The following is a 16,727-nucleotide window of genomic DNA, read 5'->3' on the forward strand; positions in this document are numbered from 1 at the left end:
TAGCGGTCCTCCATCTCGCGCACCGCCCATTTGAGCGCGACCACCGCCTTTTTCGGATCGGTGACGACGGGGGTGAGCAGATGGGGGATGCCGTCGTAAACCGACAGCTCCAGCATTTTGGGATCGACCATGATCAGGCGGCAGTCCTGCGGCTTGAGCCGGTAGAGCAGGCTGAGGATCATGGTGTTGATGGCGACCGACTTGCCCGATCCGGTGGTGCCGGCGACGAGCAGGTGGGGCATTTTGGCGAGATCGACGATGACCGGCTCGCCGCCGATGGTCTTGCCCAGCGCGATGGCGAGGCGGTGCTTGCTATCGGAGAAATCGGGCGAGGCGATCAGTTCGCGCAGATAGACGGTTTCGCGGCGCGGATTGGGCAGTTCGATGCCGATGGCGTTGCGGCCGGGCACCACGGCGACGCGGGCCGAAACCGCCGACATCGAGCGGGCGATGTCGTCGGCCAGGCCGATCACCCGCGACGACTTGATCCCCGGCGCAGGCTCGAACTCGTACAGCGTCACAACAGGGCCGGGATGGGCGTTCAACACGTCGCCGCGCACGCCGAAATCCTCAAGAGTCTTTTCCAGCGCGTCGGCGTTGACCTCCAGCACCTCGTCTTCGGACAAGTCGATCAGCGGCGCCGGCGGCTCGGCGAGCATGTCGATTTCAAAGGGATCGTAATCCTCGCCGGTCGGGTCGATGCGCTGCAGGAACCCGCCCCGGGGCGTCTGCGACGGGGGACGCGCGACCACCAGGCGCGGAGCCGGCGCGGGGGCCGGAGCAGGCGCGGGAACAGGCGCAGCAACAGGCGAAGTTTGCGGCGTGGGCTGAGGCGCGTCTTCGGGCGCGGGCTGCGCCGCGGCTTTGACCCGCAAGCGGATTTTCGCCGGCTTCCTTTCGAGTTCCTCGGATTCGACGGGCGCTTTTTCGGCTTCGACCGGCGCAGGCGCGGCGGGAGCGGGCGCGGCGGCGGCGACCGGTTCGGGCGCGAGATCGGCCGGCGCCGGCGCGGGCTGGGCGACCACGCAGGTTTGCGGGCCGAAACCAGAGTTCAGCGCGAAACGGGCGCCCATGGCGGTGAACGGAAGGATATTGAACGCGGCCGCGGGCGCCGCATCGGCGACAGGCTCGGGCGCGGCCGGAACATCGGCCGGGGGCTGCAATTCGGGCGCGGCCTGAACATCCTGAGCGACCTGAACATCCTGAGCCGCCTGAATTTCGGGGCCGGCCTGGACGTCGGGACCGCACAACAGCGCCGGCTCGGTCGGGGCGGCGATTTCCGGCTCGCTTTGCGGCGCGGGCTCCGGCGCAGGCTCCGGCTGCGGGTTTTTGGCGCGCATGCGCGCCTGGAACACCGAATCCGGCGTACGCGAGAAGCGCACGCGCGGCGCGTCGGGATCGGACCCGTCGTCGTTGGCCGCGCGCAAGGCGCGGGCGATGGCCAGTTTGGCTTCCTCAAGCCGCCGCGCTTCCTCCTCGACGCGACGCGCGTCCTCCTCGGCGCGCTGGCGCTCCTCCTCGGCGACGCGGCGGGCTTCCTCCTCAATGGCGCGCGCGCGCGCCTCTTCCTCATCGCGACGGCGCTGAATGTAGGACTCGGGGGTTCGGGTGAAGCGCACGCGGCCCGGATCGGCGGCGCGCGCGTCCTGCGCCGGCGCGGCGGGCTCTGCGGCGGCAGGCTCGGCCGTTTCCGGCTCCACCCATTCGCCGCGCAACATCTGCCGGGATTTCAGCGCGACGGCGGCTTCCTGCGCCGCCACGGCCGGATGGGCCGGGGCCGGAGACAAAGCCGGCGACAGCGCCTGCGCGTCGCGCGAATCGACCAGCGCGTCGGCCGCGCGGGGCAGCCGCACATAAGGCTGATAAGGCGAAGGCTGCTCGTCGAAATCGAAGCTGCGGTCGTAGGAATCAATCTGGCGCAGGTCCATGCCGTCATGGCCATAATACGCGCGCTGGGCGAGAAGCGGGACGCTTCTGGAGCGCCGGCTGGCTCCAAAAAGACGCGCCAGCCATTGATCGAGAATCGTAAACATGAGGTACCCTGGAGAACGCTAACCGAACCGGTTTTGACAATGAAGCGTCAGGGTTAAAGAGCGGTTTCGGGTTTGGCGTCCGTACTATGACCAATCGCTAACTTGCCTGCGAAACCAGCATGACTCATGGTGAAAAAAAAGAGGAACGCGCCTTGCCGCCGGCGGAATTCAAAAGCACGACCCTGTCCCGCCTCGGCTCGGCGGACCGATTCTTTCGCACCACCTCGTTCAAACTGGCGCTGGCCTATGTCATCATCATCGGGCTCGGCTTCACTCTGGCGCTGGGCCAGGTCGGCGACAACGTCCGCGCCCTGATCGACGAGCAGATCGCCCAGACGCTCGACGCCGAACTCAAGGGCCTGGCCGACCAGTACCAGGAGGGCGGCATCAACCAGCTGGCCAATGTGGTGCAGCGCCGCGCGCAGGCGCCGGGGGCCTCCATCTATCTCGTCGCCGCGCCGAACGGCGTCGGCATCGCCGGCAATGTGCTGGATTTGCCGACGGACGTGCTCAACCAGACCGGGCCGGTGGAAATCGCCTATGAACGCCCCGGCGAGGCCAACGCCCGCCGTCGCGCCATCGCGCGCGCCTTTGTCCTGCCCGACGGATTTCGCCTGCTGGTGGGCCACGACCTCGAGGACCGCGAGCGGCTCGGCCGCATTCTCGGCTCGGCGCTGATGGGCTCGCTGCCCTGGCTGCTGTCCATCGGCGCCTTCGGCGGCTTTCTGGTGGCGCGGCGCCTGCTGCAGCGGGTGGACGCGATGAGCGCCAAAGCCGCGACCCTGCTGCAGGAGGATTTGACGGGGCGGCTGCCGCTGTCCGGCGCGGGCGACGAGATCGACCGGCTGGCGCATAATCTCAACGCCATGCTCGACCGCATCGCCAAGCTGGTCGAGGGCATAAGGCAAGTCTCCGACAATATCGCCCATGACCTGCGCACGCCGCTGACGCGCTTGCGGAACAACGCCGAGCGCGCGCTGACGGCCGACGAGGGCGGGGCGGCGGATCGCGAGGCGCTCGAGCATGTCATCGAGGAGGCGGACACGCTCATCCGCATTTTCAACGCCTTGCTGCTGATCGCCCGCGCGGAAACCCAATCCTCCAGTCCGGAAGGTTTTTCCGAGCTTGACGGCGCGGCGCTCGCGGCCGACATGGCCGAACTCTACGAACCCTCGGCGGAGGAACGCGGCGTGGAAATCAAGGTTGAGGCGCGGGACGCGGAGAAATTCCGCGGTCATCGCGAGCTGATCGGCCAGGCCCTGGCCAATCTCATCGACAACGCCCTGAAATATGGCGAGCCGGCCCTGCCCGGACAGGTCGGCGAGGTGACGGTGGCCGTGACCGGCGACGCCCGCGCGGTCGAGATCGCCGTGGCCGATCGCGGCCCCGGAATTCCCGCCGCCGACCGCGAGCGGGTGCTGGAGCGCTTCGTGCGGCTTGAGGCGTCGCGCTCGCGTCCCGGTTCGGGCCTCGGCCTGTCGCTGGCGGCGGCGGTGGCGCGGCTGCACGGCGGGTCGCTGCGCATTGAGGACAATCAGCCCGGCTTGAAAGTGACGCTGCGGCTGCCGCGCGAGGCCGCGTCGTGACCGCGCTGGCGCTTCCCCGCCCGGCGCAGAAGGCGGTGGCGCGCGCCCGGCTCGACGACGTGCTGGCGGAAACGCCGGACCTCGCGGCTTTGCCGCAATGGCCAGATTTCGAGCCGCTCGCTTTGGGCCTCGCCGACCAGTCGCCGTTCCTGTGGGGGCTGATCCGGCGCGATCCCGAGCGGCTGAAGCGCATCCTGCAACACGCGCCAGAGGCGGCGCTGGACGCGGCGCTGGCGCCGCTGGCGGAATGCGCGGCTTGCCCGGAAGCCCGCGCCATGACGCTGCTGCGCAAGGCGAAGCAGGAAAGCGCTGTGATCATCGCCTTGGCCGACCTCTCCGGCGGCTATGACGTGGTCGCGACCACGCGCGCCCTTTCGCGCGCCGCCGATGCGCTGGTGGGCGCGGCGCTGCGCAGCGCCCTTTATCTGGCCGGCGACAAGCTCGGCTGGGCCGGCGCCGGCCCCGACGAGTCCAAATGCGGGCTGACGATTCTGGCGCTGGGCAAGCACGGCGCGAGGGAGCTGAACTATTCCTCAGACGTCGATCTCGTGGTGTTTTTCGACGCGCAGTCCCCGGTTCTCGACGCCGGCCCGGGCGCAAAAGCCAACGCCGTCCGCCTGACGCAGCACATTGTCAAACTGCTGAACGAGCGCACCGGCGACGGCTATGTTTTACGCGTGGATTTGAGATTGCGGCCCGATCCCGGCTCGACGGCGGTGGCGGTCTCGCTCGACGCCGCGCGCCATTATTACGAGGCGCTCGGCCAGAACTGGGAGCGCGCCGCCTTCATCAAGGCGCGGCCCATCGCCGGCGACCTTGCGCTGGGGATGGGCTTTCTCGACGAGCTCTCCCCGTTCATCTGGCGCAAATATTTCGATTATGCGGCGATCGCCGACGTCCACGCCATGAAGCGCCAGATCCATGCGGTGAAGGGCCATGCGGAAATCGCCGTGGCCGGCCATGACGTCAAGCTCGGGCGCGGCGGCATCCGCGAGATCGAATTTTTCGTGCAGACGCAGCAGCTGATCTTCGGCGGCCGCCGCAAGCAATTGCGGGGGTCGCGCACCCTCGACATGCTGCAGCAATTGCAGGAAGACCAGTGGATCACCCCGCAAGCGGCGGCCGAACTCGGCGAGGCCTACGCTTTTTTGCGCGGGGTGGAGCATCGGTTGCAGATGCTCAACGACCAGCAGACGCAGCGCCTGCCCGCCGACGAAGCCGCGCTAAAAGCTTTTTCGCGGTTCTGCGGCTTTCCCGGCGCCGCCGGCTTCGCCAAGGCGCTGACCAAGCGGCTGCGCGCGGTGGAGAAACATTACGCCCGGCTGTTCGAAAACGCGCCGGGCCTCGATTCGCGCGCCGGCAGCCTTGTTTTCACCGGCTCGGGCGACGACCCGGACACGCTGGACACGTTGCGCGAAATGGGGTTCCGCGATCCCGCCCGCGCGGCGGAAACCGTGCGCGGCTGGCACTTCGGCCGCCGCCCCGCCGTGCGCAGCCCGCGCGCCCGCGAAGTGCTGACCGAACTCATCCCCGCCCTGCTCAACGCCTTCGCCAAGTCCGGCGACGCCGATTCGGCCATCGCCGCCTTCGACGAGGTGATGACGCACATGCCGGCGGCGGTGGAGCTGTTCTCGCTGCTGAAATCGCACGACGCCATGCGGCAATTGTTCGCCGACATTCTCGGCGGCGCCCCGCGCCTCGCCGAAGTGGTGGCGCAGACGCCCAATACGCTCGACGCCGCCATCGACCAGGGCCTGACCGCGACGGTCGGCGACGAGGACGACTATTTGCGCCGGCTCGCGGCGTTTTACGTCAGCGACCCCAGCCTCGAAGGTTTTCTCGACATCGCCCGCACCTTCGCCACCGAGGAGAAATTCCTGATCGGCCTGCGGCTGTTCGCGGAATTGATCGAGCCGGAGCAGGCGGCGCGCTCCTATTCGGCCCTGGCCTGCGCGCTGATCCGGGCTTGCCTCGACCGGGTCGAGGCCATTTTCGTCGCCGAACACGGCCGGCCGGCCGGCGGACGTTACGCGGTGCTGGGGTTCGGCAAGCTCGGCTCGCGCGAAATGACCGCGACCTCCGATCTCGATCTCGTCGCGCTCTACGATTTCGATCCGGAAAACCCGGAGTCCGATGGGGCCAAACCCTTGCACGCCTCGGTCTATTATGGCCGGCTGACCCAGCGCCTGATCGCCGCGCTGTCGGCGCCGACGCGGCGCGGAAAACTGTTCGCGGTGGACATGCGGTTGCGGCCCTCGGGCAATCAGGGACCGGTGGCGGCGCGGCTCTCCACCTTCCGGGCCTATCAGGCCGAACATGCGGAAATCTGGGAGCATATGGCGCTGACGCGGGCGCGGCCGGTGGCGGGCGACCTCAGCCTGTGCGCGGAGGTGCGGGAGACCATCGACGCCGCGCTTTACGTGAATCGCGATTTCGCCGATCTCGCCAAGGAAGCGCGGGAGATGCGCGCGCTGATCGAGAAGGAGAAGGGGTTCTCCGGCCCGTGGGATCTCAAACTGGCGCCGGGCGGGCAGCTCGACATCGAATTCATCGCGCAGACGCTGGCGCTGGCGCATGGCGCCCATCGCCGCGCCCTGCGCGCGCAGGGGACGGCCGACATATTGGCGGCCGCCGCGGGCCACGGACTCGACCCGCACAGCGCGGACCAGCTCCGCGAGGCGCTGGCGCTGTTTTCCAAGGTGACGCAATGGCTGCGCCTGAGCCTGGGCGAGGGTGGCGATCCCGTTCACGCCGCCGAGGGCGTGAAGCGGCGGCTGGCGGCGGCGGCGGGTTCGCCCGATTTCGCCAGGCTCGAACGCGAGCTGGGCGAACGCCGCAAGATGGTGAGGCGGATCTTCGACGCCGTGATGGGCGCGGCGTGAACACCCGCCGCCTTGATGTGGCGGCGGGCTGTCCTTGCCGGCGCGGTCGTCGCAGGGCGGCTCAGGCGGCGGAAGCGCCCGCATATATGCCGTGCAGGCGGGCCTCGGCGTCAGCGTCCATCATGTCCTCGACCAGCGGCAGCAGCGCCATCTCCTCCTTCTGCACATGGATGAGCATGCGCTGCACAAACGCCGCGCCCGCCTGCTGAAAAGCCTTCCAGCCCACTGCGTCGAACCCCGCCGCCTGCGCCGCTCCGGCGACCGTCCGCAGCTTTTCCGCCAGCGGACGCATGGCGTCGTGCTCCTCGGTGAGGTGATCGCCGATCAGCTGGTCGCCGACCGATTGCAGCAGGGGGAACAGATGGCTCTCCTCGAAATCGAAATGGCGCAGCGTGTCATTGTCGATGGCGGCGACCAGATCGCGCAGCAGCGCGTCTCCGGCCTCCAGTGGCTGCTTCCGGGCGATCATCGTTTCGAGGCGCTCCATCAGTTCGATCGTGGCGCGATGCTCCTCATGAAGTGTCTGGCTGATGCGATTGGCGAACATGGGACCTCCTAAATCTTGCCCGAGGCGAGCGTTTTCACAATTCCGGCCAGGAACAGCCCGAAGGCGAGCGCGCCCGCGAGGCCGACACAGGCGGCCAGCGCGGCCAGCGGCGCGTTGTCCAGCACGATGGCCAGCGCCAGCCCGGCGAGCGCGGCGAAATGGCAGCAGGCATGGACCTTTAGCGGCGCGGCGGCGGAAAAATCCGACAAAAGCGCCGGTCCGCCGCCCGTCCGGCTGACATGCATGGAGGCGAGGAAGGGCGCGATGCGCTGCAGGATGGCGAACAGGAAGGTCATCAGCCAGCCGCCGAGCGCGACCAGCCCGAACAGGGTTCCGCCCGGCCCCCAGCCCGCGAGCGCCGCGAGGCCAAACAGCGGCGTCAGCGCCAGCGCCGCCCAGGCCACGCGCACGAGGACGAAGGACAGGCCGAGCCGCTTGCGCATGCCGCTTTTGAGCGTCGCGCGCATCAGCCAGAGATGCAGCAAAGCGGCGGCGAAACCAAGGCCGCAAGCGCCGGCCAGCACGCTCGGCAGGCCCAACAGCGCGCCGATAATCGCGGCCGCCACCGTCGCCGCCGCCAGCGCAAACCCCGCCCACGCGACCCGCCCTTTTGGCGCGCTCGACAGCGCGAACATCGGCACGAGCACGTGGCTCAACCCCAGCGCCAGCAGGCCCATGAAGCCAAAGGCGCCCAGAATCATATGGACGAGCGCCAGGCCGGCGTGGTCGGCGAGAAAGCCCAGGGAATTGTCGAGCGCCAGCGCGAAGCCGAGCGCCAGCAGCAGGACCAGCGCGACAAAGGCCGCCCAGCCGTAAGCGCGCACCAGCGGCATGCTGGAGGCCCGCCGCAGATTGTCGGCCAGCAGGCCCGCGAACAGCAAAAGCCCCGCCGCGCAGGCCGTCGCGCCCGCGATCATTGCGCCGACATGGGCGGCGAACATGCCGAAAATCAAGGCCAGCGCGCCCGGCGCCAGCAGACAGAACACGGTTTTCGTCGGCCAGACCGCCGCCAGCGGCCGCGTGGTCGCCACCGGCAGCAATTGCATCGCCGCGCCCACCGCCGTCATCGTCAGCACGCCGACGGTCAACAGGTGCGCGGCGCCGAGGGCGTGTCCGACGCCGCCGCGAAATTGCGTGAACTCGCCCGCGGCGAAGATCAACGCGACCCAAAGCGCGACATGCAGCGCGGCGGCGATGGCGAAAAACCGAAACGGAACCGAGGCCGGCAACAACCGGCTCCTGGCGGAGGCGAGAAAAAGCGTCATGCGCGCGGCCTCGACATTTCCAGCGCCACTTCGTCGTCGCCGCGCGGCGCAACAAGGCGATAGCGCCATCCCCGTGCGTTAAGTTCGGGATAGAGCAGCAGCGGCTCCTGGCTGACATGCGCCACCAGACCATCGCCGGCTTCGCCGCCGTCGATCAGCCGCAGCACGGCGACCAAAGGCTCGGGGCAGCAAAGGCCGCGCACATCGACATGCAGCCGGTCTCCCTCGCGCCAAAGGCGGGGGGCGTCGGGATCCGCGCCTTTCATCATGAAATGTGTGCTCCCCTGCTGCGCCGCGACATGTCGGAGGCCGAGGATTCGCGCAGGTTGCGCGCGCCGTCTTTGCTGTTCGGCAAATTGCGCGACGTTTCGCGCGCGCCGGAGAGCAACCCGCCCCTAAAAGGGGACGCGCAGGAACGGCCGATGACGCGGTCCGATCGGTTCAAGCCGATCAGACGCTGATCGCCTCGCTATGAACGGAAATGGCGCCCTCGCCACCGACGCGTACAGGCCATACGCCAGCGTGCAAGGCGTGTCGCATCCCTTTGCGGACTTGATCTCAATGTCGATGAGCGCCGCGCGGGCGCTCCCTGCGGGGGGCGGCGCAGCGGGAAGAGCCGATAGACCCGCGGTTTCCTTGGGTTTTTCAGACTGTTATGGACAGTTTCGGACGATTGAGGATGGCGTTGTGGTGCCCCTGGCCGGAATCGAACCAGCACTCCTTGCGGAACTCGATTTTGAGTCGAGCGCGTCTACCAATTCCGCCACAGGGGCCTGAGGCCAAAAGGCCCGCAGAGCGCCGAACTATAACGCGCAAACGCCGCGCGTCAATCGCCCCGCGCAAAGTTTCAGCCAGCCCGTGGCCAGACCCGCCCCGCCAATGTTAAGAGTGCGCCGGGCACAGAGACGGGATTCCGATGTTCGAAAAATTATACAAATGGACCATTTCCTTGGCCGAAAGCCGCCACGCGACCTGGGCGCTCGCCGGCGTCGCCTTCGCCGAAAGCTCCTTCTTTCCCCTGCCGCCGGACTTGATCCTGCTGCCCATGGCGGTGGCCCAGCCGAAAAAAGCCTGGCTTTACGCCGCCGTCTGCACGGTGGCTTCCGTGCTCGGCGGCGCCGTGGGCTACGCCATCGGCTCCCTGCTGTTTGACACGATCGGCCATTGGATCATCCACGTCTATGGCTACGCCTCGAAAATCGACGCCTTGCGCGCCTTCTACGCGCAATGGGGCTGGGCCTTCATTCTCGTCAAAGGCTTGACGCCCATTCCCTACAAGCTGGTCACCATCGTCAGCGGACTGCTCAACTATAATTTCGCGCTGTTCATGCTGTTGTCCCTGATCACGCGCGGCGCGCGCTTCTTCATTCTGGCGGCGGCGTTGAACCGGTTCGGGGATTTCTTCCGGCATGCGCTGGAAAAGCATTTCGGCACATTCGTCATCGGCCTGCTGGCCATTGTCGTGCTCGGCTTCTATCTCGCCGCGAAAATGGCCTGACCATGATCCGATTCGCCCGCCCGACCCCCTTGCAGGCGGCGAGCCTGAGCCTTGCCGCCGCCGCCCTGGCGCTGGCCGGCGCCTGGACGTTCCAGGCGCTGGGCTTCGAGCCTTGCGAATTGTGCCTGAAGGAACGCTACGCCTTTTACGCCGCGCTGCCCGTCGCGGCGGCGGCGATTTTCCTCGCCCGCAACGCGCCGCCCGCGGCGGCCCGAACCGCCCTCGCGTTGCTGGCGCTCATCTTCGCCGCCAATGCGGCGCTGGCGTTTTATCATGCGGGCGTCGAATGGAAATTGTGGGCGGGGCCGGCCGATTGCACCGGCGATTTCGTCAAGCCCGCGACCATGGCCGATTTCCGCCGCCAGTTGCAAAGCGTCCATGTCGTGCGCTGCGACGAACCCGCGTTAAAGATTCTGGGATTGTCCCTGGCCTTCTGGAACGCCCTGCTCTCCGCCGGCCTAAGCGCGCTCGCGGGCCTCGGAGCGGCGGCGCGCCCCCGCTAAATCCGGCTCTTGTCGCCGAGCACGCGCGCCAGCGGAACCTGGGCGGAGCCGCGCGGCAGCGGCTTTTGCTGGCTCTCATGCGGCGCCCAGCCCGAGAGCCACAGAATGTCCACGCTGGCGCGAATGCGCCCGTCGGCATCGGCGAATTCGCTTTGGTAAATCTCGGCGGCGCGGAACAGCGTCCGGCGTTGCAACGGCCGCCGCGCGCCCGCCGCCAGCACATTGGTCGCCCCCATGCCGCGCAAGTCGCGCAGCAAAGCGAACATGTCGTCGTAGCGCACCACCAGCGAATCGCAATCGGTCACCGGCAGGGCGAAGCCGGCGCGCTGCAACAAGGCGCCGAGATCGCGCAAATCGACGAAGGGAAACACGCGCGGGCTGGCGCCGCCCTCAAGCTCCTCCTGCGCCCGCGCGAGGCAATGGCGCAGCTCCGCAAAACTCTGCCCCCCGACCAAAGCCGCGAGAAACAGGCCGTCCGGCGCAAGGCTGCGGCGAATCTGGGCGAAGACGCCGGGCAGATCGTTGACCCATTGCAGCGCCAGCGCGCTGACCACGAGATCGAAGGTTTCGGGCGCGAAGGGCGAGGCTTCCTCGTCGATCACCAGATCGGCGCCCGAGGCGGTTTCGCGGCTCGGCGCGGCGCGCACAAAAGTCCTGTCCGGCGCGGCCAGCGCCCGCGCCGCCGCCGGATGGGGCGAGCCATAGTCCAGCGCGCGCGGAAAGTCGCGCGACACGCCGATCAGACGGTAGGCGAAATCCCCGGCGACCCGGTTCGCCAGGAAGTCGCATGGCGCGCGCTGGGCGCGGGCGAGGCGGCGTCGCAACAGGGCGCGGTCGAAAATTTGCGGCGGATTGGGCACGCCCCACTATGCGCCGGAAGCGGCCGTGCGTCAAAAGCTGCAAGCGCAACAATCGGAAGGGCGCAATGCGCGTATGATCGCGCCATGTCGCTCGGCCCGCGTCTCCTGCTCGCTTCCGGCCTCGGCGCGATCAAGCGCGCCGGCGCCCTTGCGCTCGACCTGCTGTATCCGCCGGCCTGCCTCGCCTGCCGCCGCGCCATCGCCGCGCATGGCGGGCTTTGCGCGGACTGCTGGCGCGCCGTGCGCTTTATCGAAAGGCCCTATTGCGAGCGGCTCGGCGCGCCGTTCGAGGCCAGCTTCGGCGCGGAGGACGGCGAACGCGCGATTTCGCCGGAGGCGCAGGCCGATCCGCCGGTCTTCGCGCGGCTGCGCGCCGTCGCCTGTTTCGACGAGGGGCCGGTCCGCACATTGGTGCACCGGCTGAAATATGGCGACCGCCTGGAATTGGCGGGTCCGATGGGCCGCTGGATGGCGCGCGCCGGCGCCGAGTTGCTCGATGAGGCCGATTTGCTGATTCCGGTCCCGCTCCACGCCAGCCGCCTGGCGCATCGCCGCTTCAACCAGTCGGTCCTGCTGGCGCGGGAGATTTCGCGCTGCTCCGGCGTTCCCCTGCGCACGGGCCTGCTGATGCGCGTAAAACCGACGCCGCCTCAGGTCGGCCTCAGCCGCAGGTTGCGCGCCCTCAACATGCAGGGCGCTTTCGCGGCGCCGCCCGACAAAAAGGGCGAGCTGGCGCATCGGCGGCTGGTGCTGGTGGACGACGTCGCCACATCCGGCTCGACGCTGAACGCGGCGGCGCGCGCCCTGCTGCGGGCGGGCGCGGAACGGGTGGATGCTTTGGCCTTTGCAAGAGTTGTGACAGAAACGCGAAACGAGTCTATATAGCCCAAGCGAACGCTGGACATCACCAAAGCCGCGCAAGATCGAGAGCTTGCGGGAGAGCCTTGCCGCCTATGCCGAAAGTCGAGATTTACACAACCGCGACCTGCCCTTACTGCATGCGCGCGAAAATGTTGCTGGCGGAGAAAAACGCCGCCTTCACGGAAATTCCCGTGGACGGCGATCCGGTTCTGCGCGGCAAAATGACGGAACGCGCCCACGGCCGGAGCACAGTGCCGCAAATCTTCATTGATGGGCGGCATATCGGCGGCTGTGACGATCTTTACGCCCTTGACGTCCAGGGCGTCCTCGATCCCCTGCTGGCCTGAACACCATGATCCGCTTTAGCCTCGTTTGTGACAACGGCCACGAGTTCGACAGCTGGTTCGCCAGCAACGAATCCTATGAATTTCAGATCGGAGCCGATCTGGTCGCCTGTCCCCATTGCAACAGCGTCAAGGTCGGCAAGGCGGTGATGGCCCCGGCCGTCGTCGCGCGAAAGGACCGGTCCAAGCCCGTCGCGGCGGCCAAGCAGAGCGTGGCGCTGGTCAGCGACGCCGGCGGCGAACTGCAGCGGCTCGCCCGCGAGCTGCATGAGAAGATCGTCGCCTCCACCGTGGACGTCGGCGAGAACTTTCCCGACGAGGCCCGGCGCATCCACGACGGCGAGGCGCCCGAGCGCGCCATTCGCGGCCAGGCCTCGCTGGAAGAGGCCCGCGCGCTGATCGACGACGGCGTCGCCATCTTGCCCGTGCCGATTCTGCCGGAAAAACTCGGGTGAAGGGACGGGGTTGATTTTCCGGCAAGAACAAAGTATGAACATCAGAGCGGTGACGCGAACAGGAGGCGTGAATGGCCCGCAGCGCTCTGACCTTGCATTCCGGCGGCGGCCAGCCGCTGCCCGCCGACTGGCGAAGCTGGCTGGATCATCTGCCGGAGGAATTGCGCGACGCCTATGAAGAGCGGGCGGCGCTGATCGAATATGACGGCGGCGAGAAACGGCGCACGGCCGAGCGGCGCGCCTTCGAGGCCGTGATCTGGCGCAATGCCGCGGCGCGCCCCGCGCTCGACGCTTGCTGTGCGCAAGTTTTGGCCGGGGCTGGCGCCTGAGCGCCGCTTGTGGCGGGATGGATCAGCTGATTCGCTTTTCTGTTCCGGCGCGACATGGGCAAGACGTTTTACGAATTTTTCGCTGGCGGCGGCATGGCGCGGCTCGGGCTGGGGCCGGACTGGACCTGCCTGTTCGCCAACGATTTCGACCCGGAAAAGGCCGAGAGCTACCGCGCCAACTGGGGCGGCGACGAGTTTTTTTGCGGCGACCTCGCCAAGGTCGAGGCCGAGCGCCTGCCCGGCGCGGCCGAACTCGCCTGGGCCTCCTTTCCGTGCCAGGATCTCTCGCTCGCCGGCGCCGGCAGGGGCATGGGCGGCGCGCAGGATGAAGTGAGGACCCGCTCCGGCGCCTTCTGGCTTTTCCACGACAAAATGCGCGCCTTGCGCACCCAGGCGCGGGCGCCAAAACTGATCGTGCTGGAAAATGTCGCGGGCGTCCTCACCTCGCATGGCGGCCGGGACTTTCGCGCGATTGTCGCGGCCCTGAGCGAACTGGGCTATCTCACCGGCGCCTTCGTGCTCGACGCCCGGTTTTTCACGCCGCAATCGCGCCCCCGCGTGTTTTTCGTCGCCGCGCGCGAGGATTTCGCGCACCTGACAAGCTATGTGGGCGCCGCGCCGGAAAAAATCTGGACGCCGCCGGCGCTCGCAGCCGCGCAGAAAAACTTGCCGCCGGCGCTAAAGGCGCGATGGGTCTGGTGGCGGCTGCCCGAGCCGGCGCGGCGCATCGCCGAACTGATCGACATTTTGGAGGACGAGCCGCCTCAGGCTCCCTGGCGCGCACCCGCCGCCACGCAACGCCTGCTCGACCTGATGGCGCCGGCGCATCGCGAGAAAATCCGCGAAATTCAAGCCTCAGGCCGCCGCGCGGTCGGCGCCGTCTATCGCCGCACCCGCCGCGACGAAGACGGGCGCAAGGCGCAGCGCGCCGAAGCGCGCTTCGACGGCATGGCCGGTTGCCTGCGCACGCCGGGCGGCGGCTCCTCGCGCCAGACCTTGCTGGAGATCGACGGCGCGTCGATCCGCTCCCGCCTGCTGTCGCCGCGCGAGGCGGCGCGGCTGATGGGCCTGCCCGACAGCTACATCCTGCCGCGCGCCGCCACGCAAGCCTACAAGCTTTGCGGCGACGGCCTGTGCGTTCCCGTCATCCGCCACCTCGCCCGCCACCTGCTCGAACCCTTGCTGGACGGCGAGGCGCGGCTGGCGGCGGCGGAATGATCATCCCCGCTGCGGCCGCTGTGCGATGCTCGCCAGCAAAACCGCGAGCAAGCCGGTGACGAAAATCCCGTCGAACGTCCCGGCGCCGCCGATCGAGGCGACCGGCGCGCCGAGCGTCGGCAGCAGGTCGAGATTGAGCAGGTCGGCGCCGATCAGCACGCCTAGACTGCCGGCGATATACGCCAGCGGCGCCAGCTCCTCCCAGGACACGATGGCGGCGACCAGCGCGGCGGCGATCGGCGGCACGAAGGTCGGCAAGGCGATGCCGACGCCGCGCACCGGTTCCGCCAGCATGTGGCAGATCGCGGCGACGACGGCGGTCGCGATCAGGGCGCGGACCCAGAGCGCCCGTTTGGTCATGACGTAAAGCGAAAGCAGCGTCGGAATCAGGGCGCCGCCGACATTGACCGCGAGAATCACGCTTGGCTCGCTGAAAACCTCGGGCACGACATAGCGCATGCCGAAATACGAGACTTCTCCCGGCGCGACGAAGTCGCCGCCAGCCAATTCGGCGATGGGAATGTTGATGGAGGAGCCGATCAGCGAGGCGGCGAGCAGGACCAGCGCCCAACCCGAGGACACGCCAAGCCGCATATAGGCGTAGCGCAGAATGCGGACCTGAACGAGAATCAGCAGCAGCGCCAGCGCCAACGCCAGAAGCGCCAAAAAGGGCCAGGCCAGCGGAAGATATTGCGTCTGGTCCCAGTGCGCGCCCATCAGTGCGCGCCCATGGGGCTGGCGGCGCTCAACACGCCTTTTCGTTCGCCGCGGGCTCGAACGCCTCGGCGGGCGCGCCCCAGACAAACAGTTCAGGACCAAATTGCACGTCGAGCCTTTGCGCCCGCACGCCGCCGCGCAACAGATTGTAGCGGCAGATCACCGCGCCCACGGCCCCGCGCGGAAGGTTGAGGCGGCGGGCGAAGGGCGAGGCCGTATTCAGGCGAACTTTTTCACCGGTGGTCATGGCGGCTCTCTGAATCTCAATGCCGAGCGTCAGAGGCGCGACGTACAGCCGCACCAAAAGGACTATTCATAATATTGCCGCAATGCAGCATGTCCAGTCCCAATTCCGTGACTTCATACATTAAATCACTCTTTGCACCGCTTCCTTCAGCTTGGGCAGCACGTCGGCCTCAAACCAGGGATTGCGCCGCAGCCAGCCGGTGTTGCGCCAGGAGGGATGCGGCAGGACGATCAGGCGCGGCGCGCCCTGTTGCGCCGCAAAATGCCGAACCGTCTCCGTCATCAAGGCCTTACGGTCGAAGGGGCGCTGCAGGCGCCGGGCGTGATAGTCCAGGGCGGCGCGCCCCAAAGCCACCACCAGCTCCACCTGCGGCATGAGCGCGAACAACTGATCGTGCCAGCGGGCGCGACATTCCCGACGCGGCGGCAGGTCGGCGCCGCGCGCGTCATAGCCCGGAAAACAAAAGCCCATGGCGGCGACGGCCACCCGCGACACGTCGTAAAAGGTCGCGCGATCAATCCCGAGCCAGTCGCGCAGGCGGTCGCCAGAGGGGTCGTCGAACGGCAGGCCGCTGGCGTGGACCCGCGCCCCCGGCGCCTGGCCGGCGATCAACAGACGCGCCGCGCCGGAGACCCGCACCACTGGACGCGGCTCATGCGGCAGCGGCGCGCCCACCGGCTGCTCGACGCAGACGCGGCAGGCGGCGATTCGCGCGAGCAAACCGGCGAGTTCGTCCATGTCAGGCCGCCGCGCTGGGGCGGGAGGACACTTCCGCGCGCCAGCGGGCGAAATTCGTCAACTCATCGGGAAAGACGATCCGCGCCGGCTTGGCGAAATCCGCCGCCGCCAGCGCGGTGATGTCGGCGATGGTGAAGGCGTCGCCGGCGATAAAGGGCCGCAGCGCCAGTTCAGCGTCGAGAAAGCGGGCGAAATCCACGGCGCGCGGCTTGTTGACCTCGGCCCATTGCGCAATCTGCGGCTGCTCCATCTCGCGCATGGCCGGGTGACTATGGCGGAACGCGTGCGTGATGGGCGCGAAAAACTGCAGTTCGACGCGGCGCTGCCACATTTCGACGCGCGCCCGCTCCAGCGCGTCGTGGCCGAACAGCGGCGGTTCGGGATAAAGCTCCTCGAAATAGCGGCAGATCGCCACCGATTCGGTCAGGATTTCGCCGGAGTCCAGCTCCAGCGCCGGCGTGCGCCGCAACGGGTTGACGGCGGCGAAATCCGCGCTTTTCTGCTCCAGTTTTCCCAGGTCGACGCTGACCGTCGGCAGGGACACGCCCTTTTCGGCCAGAAACATCCGCACCCGGCGCGGGTTGGGCGCGTGGGGAGAATCGTAAAGCTTCATGCGCGCCTCGGCTCGCGGCTGTGGATCGTCC

Annotated in this window: 18 protein-coding genes and 1 tRNA gene; 9 read left to right on the forward strand and 10 right to left on the reverse strand. The window is 68.0% G+C overall.

Annotation, left to right across the window (positions count from 1 at the left end; translation table 11 throughout):
* Positions 1-2,033: DNA translocase FtsK (locus CFB24_RS23125; RefSeq protein WP_176440454.1), on the reverse strand; the 2,033-nt coding region annotated here is incomplete at its 3' end.
* Between the two features lie 119 nt (positions 2,034-2,152).
* Here CFB24_RS23125 and CFB24_RS15485 point away from each other — a divergent pair.
* Positions 2,153-3,619 (forward strand): sensor histidine kinase, encoded by a 1,467-nt coding sequence (locus CFB24_RS15485; RefSeq protein WP_088521547.1) that lies wholly within the window; start codon positions 2,153-2,155, stop codon positions 3,617-3,619.
* Complete coding sequence (locus CFB24_RS15490) at positions 3,616-6,501, forward strand: bifunctional [glutamine synthetase] adenylyltransferase/[glutamine synthetase]-adenylyl-L-tyrosine phosphorylase (RefSeq protein WP_088521548.1); 2,886 nt, start codon at positions 3,616-3,618, stop codon at positions 6,499-6,501. The genes CFB24_RS15485 and CFB24_RS15490 overlap by 4 nt, the downstream gene beginning before the upstream one ends.
* Positions 6,502-6,562: 61 nt before the next feature.
* On the opposite strand, the gene CFB24_RS15495 is transcribed toward CFB24_RS15490, so the two are convergent.
* The 4 genes from CFB24_RS15495 to CFB24_RS15515 all read right to left on the reverse strand — a co-directional run bounded on the left by CFB24_RS15495 (position 6,563) and on the right by CFB24_RS15515 (position 9,086).
* Complete coding sequence (locus CFB24_RS15495; RefSeq protein ID WP_088521549.1) at positions 6,563-7,048, reverse strand: hemerythrin domain-containing protein; 486 nt, start codon at positions 7,046-7,048, stop codon at positions 6,563-6,565.
* An 8-nt stretch (positions 7,049-7,056) separates the two neighbouring features.
* Positions 7,057-8,313 carry a hypothetical protein gene (locus tag CFB24_RS15500; RefSeq protein WP_088521550.1) on the reverse strand — a complete coding sequence of 419 codons (1,257 nt, stop codon included), beginning with the start codon at positions 8,311-8,313 and terminating at the stop codon, positions 7,057-7,059.
* Positions 8,310-8,582 (reverse strand): DUF2249 domain-containing protein, encoded by a 273-nt coding sequence (locus CFB24_RS15505; RefSeq protein ID WP_088521551.1) that lies wholly within the window; start codon positions 8,580-8,582, stop codon positions 8,310-8,312. The genes CFB24_RS15500 and CFB24_RS15505 overlap by 4 nt, the downstream gene beginning before the upstream one ends.
* A gap of 419 nt (positions 8,583-9,001) precedes the next feature.
* Positions 9,002-9,086, reverse strand: a tRNA-Leu gene (locus CFB24_RS15515).
* A 143-nt stretch (positions 9,087-9,229) separates the two neighbouring features.
* Between CFB24_RS15515 and CFB24_RS15520 the strand changes: the two genes are divergently transcribed.
* Both CFB24_RS15520 and CFB24_RS15525 read left to right on the forward strand, forming a co-directional pair.
* The gene (locus tag CFB24_RS15520; protein ID WP_088521553.1) at positions 9,230-9,811 is read left to right on the forward strand and encodes a YqaA family protein; all 582 of its coding nucleotides are present in this window, start codon (positions 9,230-9,232) and stop codon (positions 9,809-9,811) included.
* 2 nt (positions 9,812-9,813) lie between these two features.
* Entirely contained in the window at positions 9,814-10,314 is a 501-nt protein-coding gene (locus tag CFB24_RS15525; protein ID WP_088521554.1) for a disulfide bond formation protein B, read from the forward strand.
* Here CFB24_RS15525 and CFB24_RS15530 read toward each other — a convergent pair.
* Positions 10,311-11,174 (reverse strand): methyltransferase domain-containing protein, encoded by an 864-nt coding sequence (locus tag CFB24_RS15530; protein ID WP_088521555.1) that lies wholly within the window; start codon positions 11,172-11,174, stop codon positions 10,311-10,313. The two genes, CFB24_RS15525 and CFB24_RS15530, sit on opposite strands and share 4 nt — an antisense overlap.
* Positions 11,175-11,258: 84 nt before the next feature.
* On the opposite strand from CFB24_RS15530, the gene CFB24_RS15535 reads away from it, so the two are divergent.
* From CFB24_RS15535 to CFB24_RS15555, 5 genes are all read left to right on the forward strand, one after another.
* Entirely contained in the window at positions 11,259-12,059 is an 801-nt protein-coding gene (locus CFB24_RS15535) for a ComF family protein (RefSeq protein ID WP_088521556.1), read from the forward strand.
* A gap of 68 nt (positions 12,060-12,127) precedes the next feature.
* A complete protein-coding gene (grxC, locus tag CFB24_RS15540) occupies positions 12,128-12,382 on the forward strand; it encodes a glutaredoxin 3 (protein ID WP_088521557.1) in 255 nt (84 codons plus the stop codon).
* Positions 12,383-12,387: 5 nt separating this feature from the next.
* Positions 12,388-12,834, forward strand: coding sequence for a DUF1178 family protein (locus tag CFB24_RS15545; RefSeq protein ID WP_088521558.1), 447 nt, complete (start codon positions 12,388-12,390; stop codon positions 12,832-12,834).
* A gap of 71 nt (positions 12,835-12,905) precedes the next feature.
* Positions 12,906-13,163 (forward strand): hypothetical protein, encoded by a 258-nt coding sequence (locus CFB24_RS15550; protein WP_088521559.1) that lies wholly within the window; start codon positions 12,906-12,908, stop codon positions 13,161-13,163.
* Between the two features lie 54 nt (positions 13,164-13,217).
* Positions 13,218-14,381: a DNA cytosine methyltransferase gene (locus tag CFB24_RS15555; RefSeq protein ID WP_088521560.1), complete on the forward strand. Its 1,164-nt coding sequence runs from the start codon at positions 13,218-13,220 to the stop codon at positions 14,379-14,381.
* Here the strand turns inward: CFB24_RS15555 and CFB24_RS15560 are convergent, their stop codons facing one another.
* The 4 genes from CFB24_RS15560 to CFB24_RS15575 form a co-directional block, all read right to left on the reverse strand.
* A complete protein-coding gene (locus CFB24_RS15560; protein WP_088521561.1) occupies positions 14,382-15,098 on the reverse strand; it encodes a DUF1614 domain-containing protein in 717 nt (238 codons plus the stop codon). It abuts the gene before it with no gap.
* A gap of 28 nt (positions 15,099-15,126) precedes the next feature.
* The gene (locus tag CFB24_RS15565; protein ID WP_141098465.1) at positions 15,127-15,345 is read right to left on the reverse strand and encodes a hypothetical protein; all 219 of its coding nucleotides are present in this window, start codon (positions 15,343-15,345) and stop codon (positions 15,127-15,129) included.
* Between the two features lie 120 nt (positions 15,346-15,465).
* Positions 15,466-16,083, reverse strand: coding sequence for a uracil-DNA glycosylase family protein (locus CFB24_RS15570; protein ID WP_088521563.1), 618 nt, complete (start codon positions 16,081-16,083; stop codon positions 15,466-15,468).
* A 1-nt stretch (position 16,084) separates the two neighbouring features.
* On the reverse strand, positions 16,085-16,696 hold the full coding sequence (locus tag CFB24_RS15575) for a glutathione S-transferase family protein (protein WP_088521564.1): 612 nt from the start codon (positions 16,694-16,696) through the stop codon (positions 16,085-16,087).
* Positions 16,697-16,727: the final 31 nt, after the last annotated feature.

It is taken from the genome of Rhodoblastus acidophilus, assembly GCF_900187365.1.
Classification (GTDB): Bacteria; Pseudomonadota; Alphaproteobacteria; order Rhizobiales; family Beijerinckiaceae; genus Rhodoblastus; species Rhodoblastus acidophilus.

What these genes read in the sequence shown, in the direction of transcription:
- CFB24_RS15485 (WP_088521547.1), top strand. Translation starts at nt 2,153, where the DNA reads ATGACTCATGGTGAAAAAAAAGAGGAACGCGCCTTGCCGCCGGCGGAA.
- CFB24_RS15495 (WP_088521549.1), bottom strand. Translation starts at nt 7,048, where the DNA reads ATGTTCGCCAATCGCATCAGCCAGACACTTCATGAGGAGCATCGCGCC.
- CFB24_RS15500 (WP_088521550.1), bottom strand. Translation starts at nt 8,313, where the DNA reads ATGACGCTTTTTCTCGCCTCCGCCAGGAGCCGGTTGTTGCCGGCCTCG.
- CFB24_RS15505 (WP_088521551.1), bottom strand. Translation starts at nt 8,582, where the DNA reads ATGATGAAAGGCGCGGATCCCGACGCCCCCCGCCTTTGGCGCGAGGGA.
- CFB24_RS15520 (WP_088521553.1), top strand. Translation starts at nt 9,230, where the DNA reads ATGTTCGAAAAATTATACAAATGGACCATTTCCTTGGCCGAAAGCCGC.
- CFB24_RS15525 (WP_088521554.1), top strand. Translation starts at nt 9,814, where the DNA reads ATGATCCGATTCGCCCGCCCGACCCCCTTGCAGGCGGCGAGCCTGAGC.
- CFB24_RS15535 (WP_088521556.1), top strand. Translation starts at nt 11,259, where the DNA reads ATGTCGCTCGGCCCGCGTCTCCTGCTCGCTTCCGGCCTCGGCGCGATC.
- grxC (WP_088521557.1), top strand. Translation starts at nt 12,128, where the DNA reads ATGCCGAAAGTCGAGATTTACACAACCGCGACCTGCCCTTACTGCATG.
- CFB24_RS15545 (WP_088521558.1), top strand. Translation starts at nt 12,388, where the DNA reads ATGATCCGCTTTAGCCTCGTTTGTGACAACGGCCACGAGTTCGACAGC.
- CFB24_RS15550 (WP_088521559.1), top strand. Translation starts at nt 12,906, where the DNA reads ATGGCCCGCAGCGCTCTGACCTTGCATTCCGGCGGCGGCCAGCCGCTG.
- CFB24_RS15555 (WP_088521560.1), top strand. Translation starts at nt 13,218, where the DNA reads ATGGGCAAGACGTTTTACGAATTTTTCGCTGGCGGCGGCATGGCGCGG.
- CFB24_RS15560 (WP_088521561.1), bottom strand. Translation starts at nt 15,098, where the DNA reads ATGGGCGCGCACTGGGACCAGACGCAATATCTTCCGCTGGCCTGGCCC.
- CFB24_RS15565 (WP_141098465.1), bottom strand. Translation starts at nt 15,345, where the DNA reads ATGACCACCGGTGAAAAAGTTCGCCTGAATACGGCCTCGCCCTTCGCC.
- CFB24_RS15570 (WP_088521563.1), bottom strand. Translation starts at nt 16,083, where the DNA reads ATGGACGAACTCGCCGGTTTGCTCGCGCGAATCGCCGCCTGCCGCGTC.
- CFB24_RS15575 (WP_088521564.1), bottom strand. Translation starts at nt 16,696, where the DNA reads ATGAAGCTTTACGATTCTCCCCACGCGCCCAACCCGCGCCGGGTGCGG.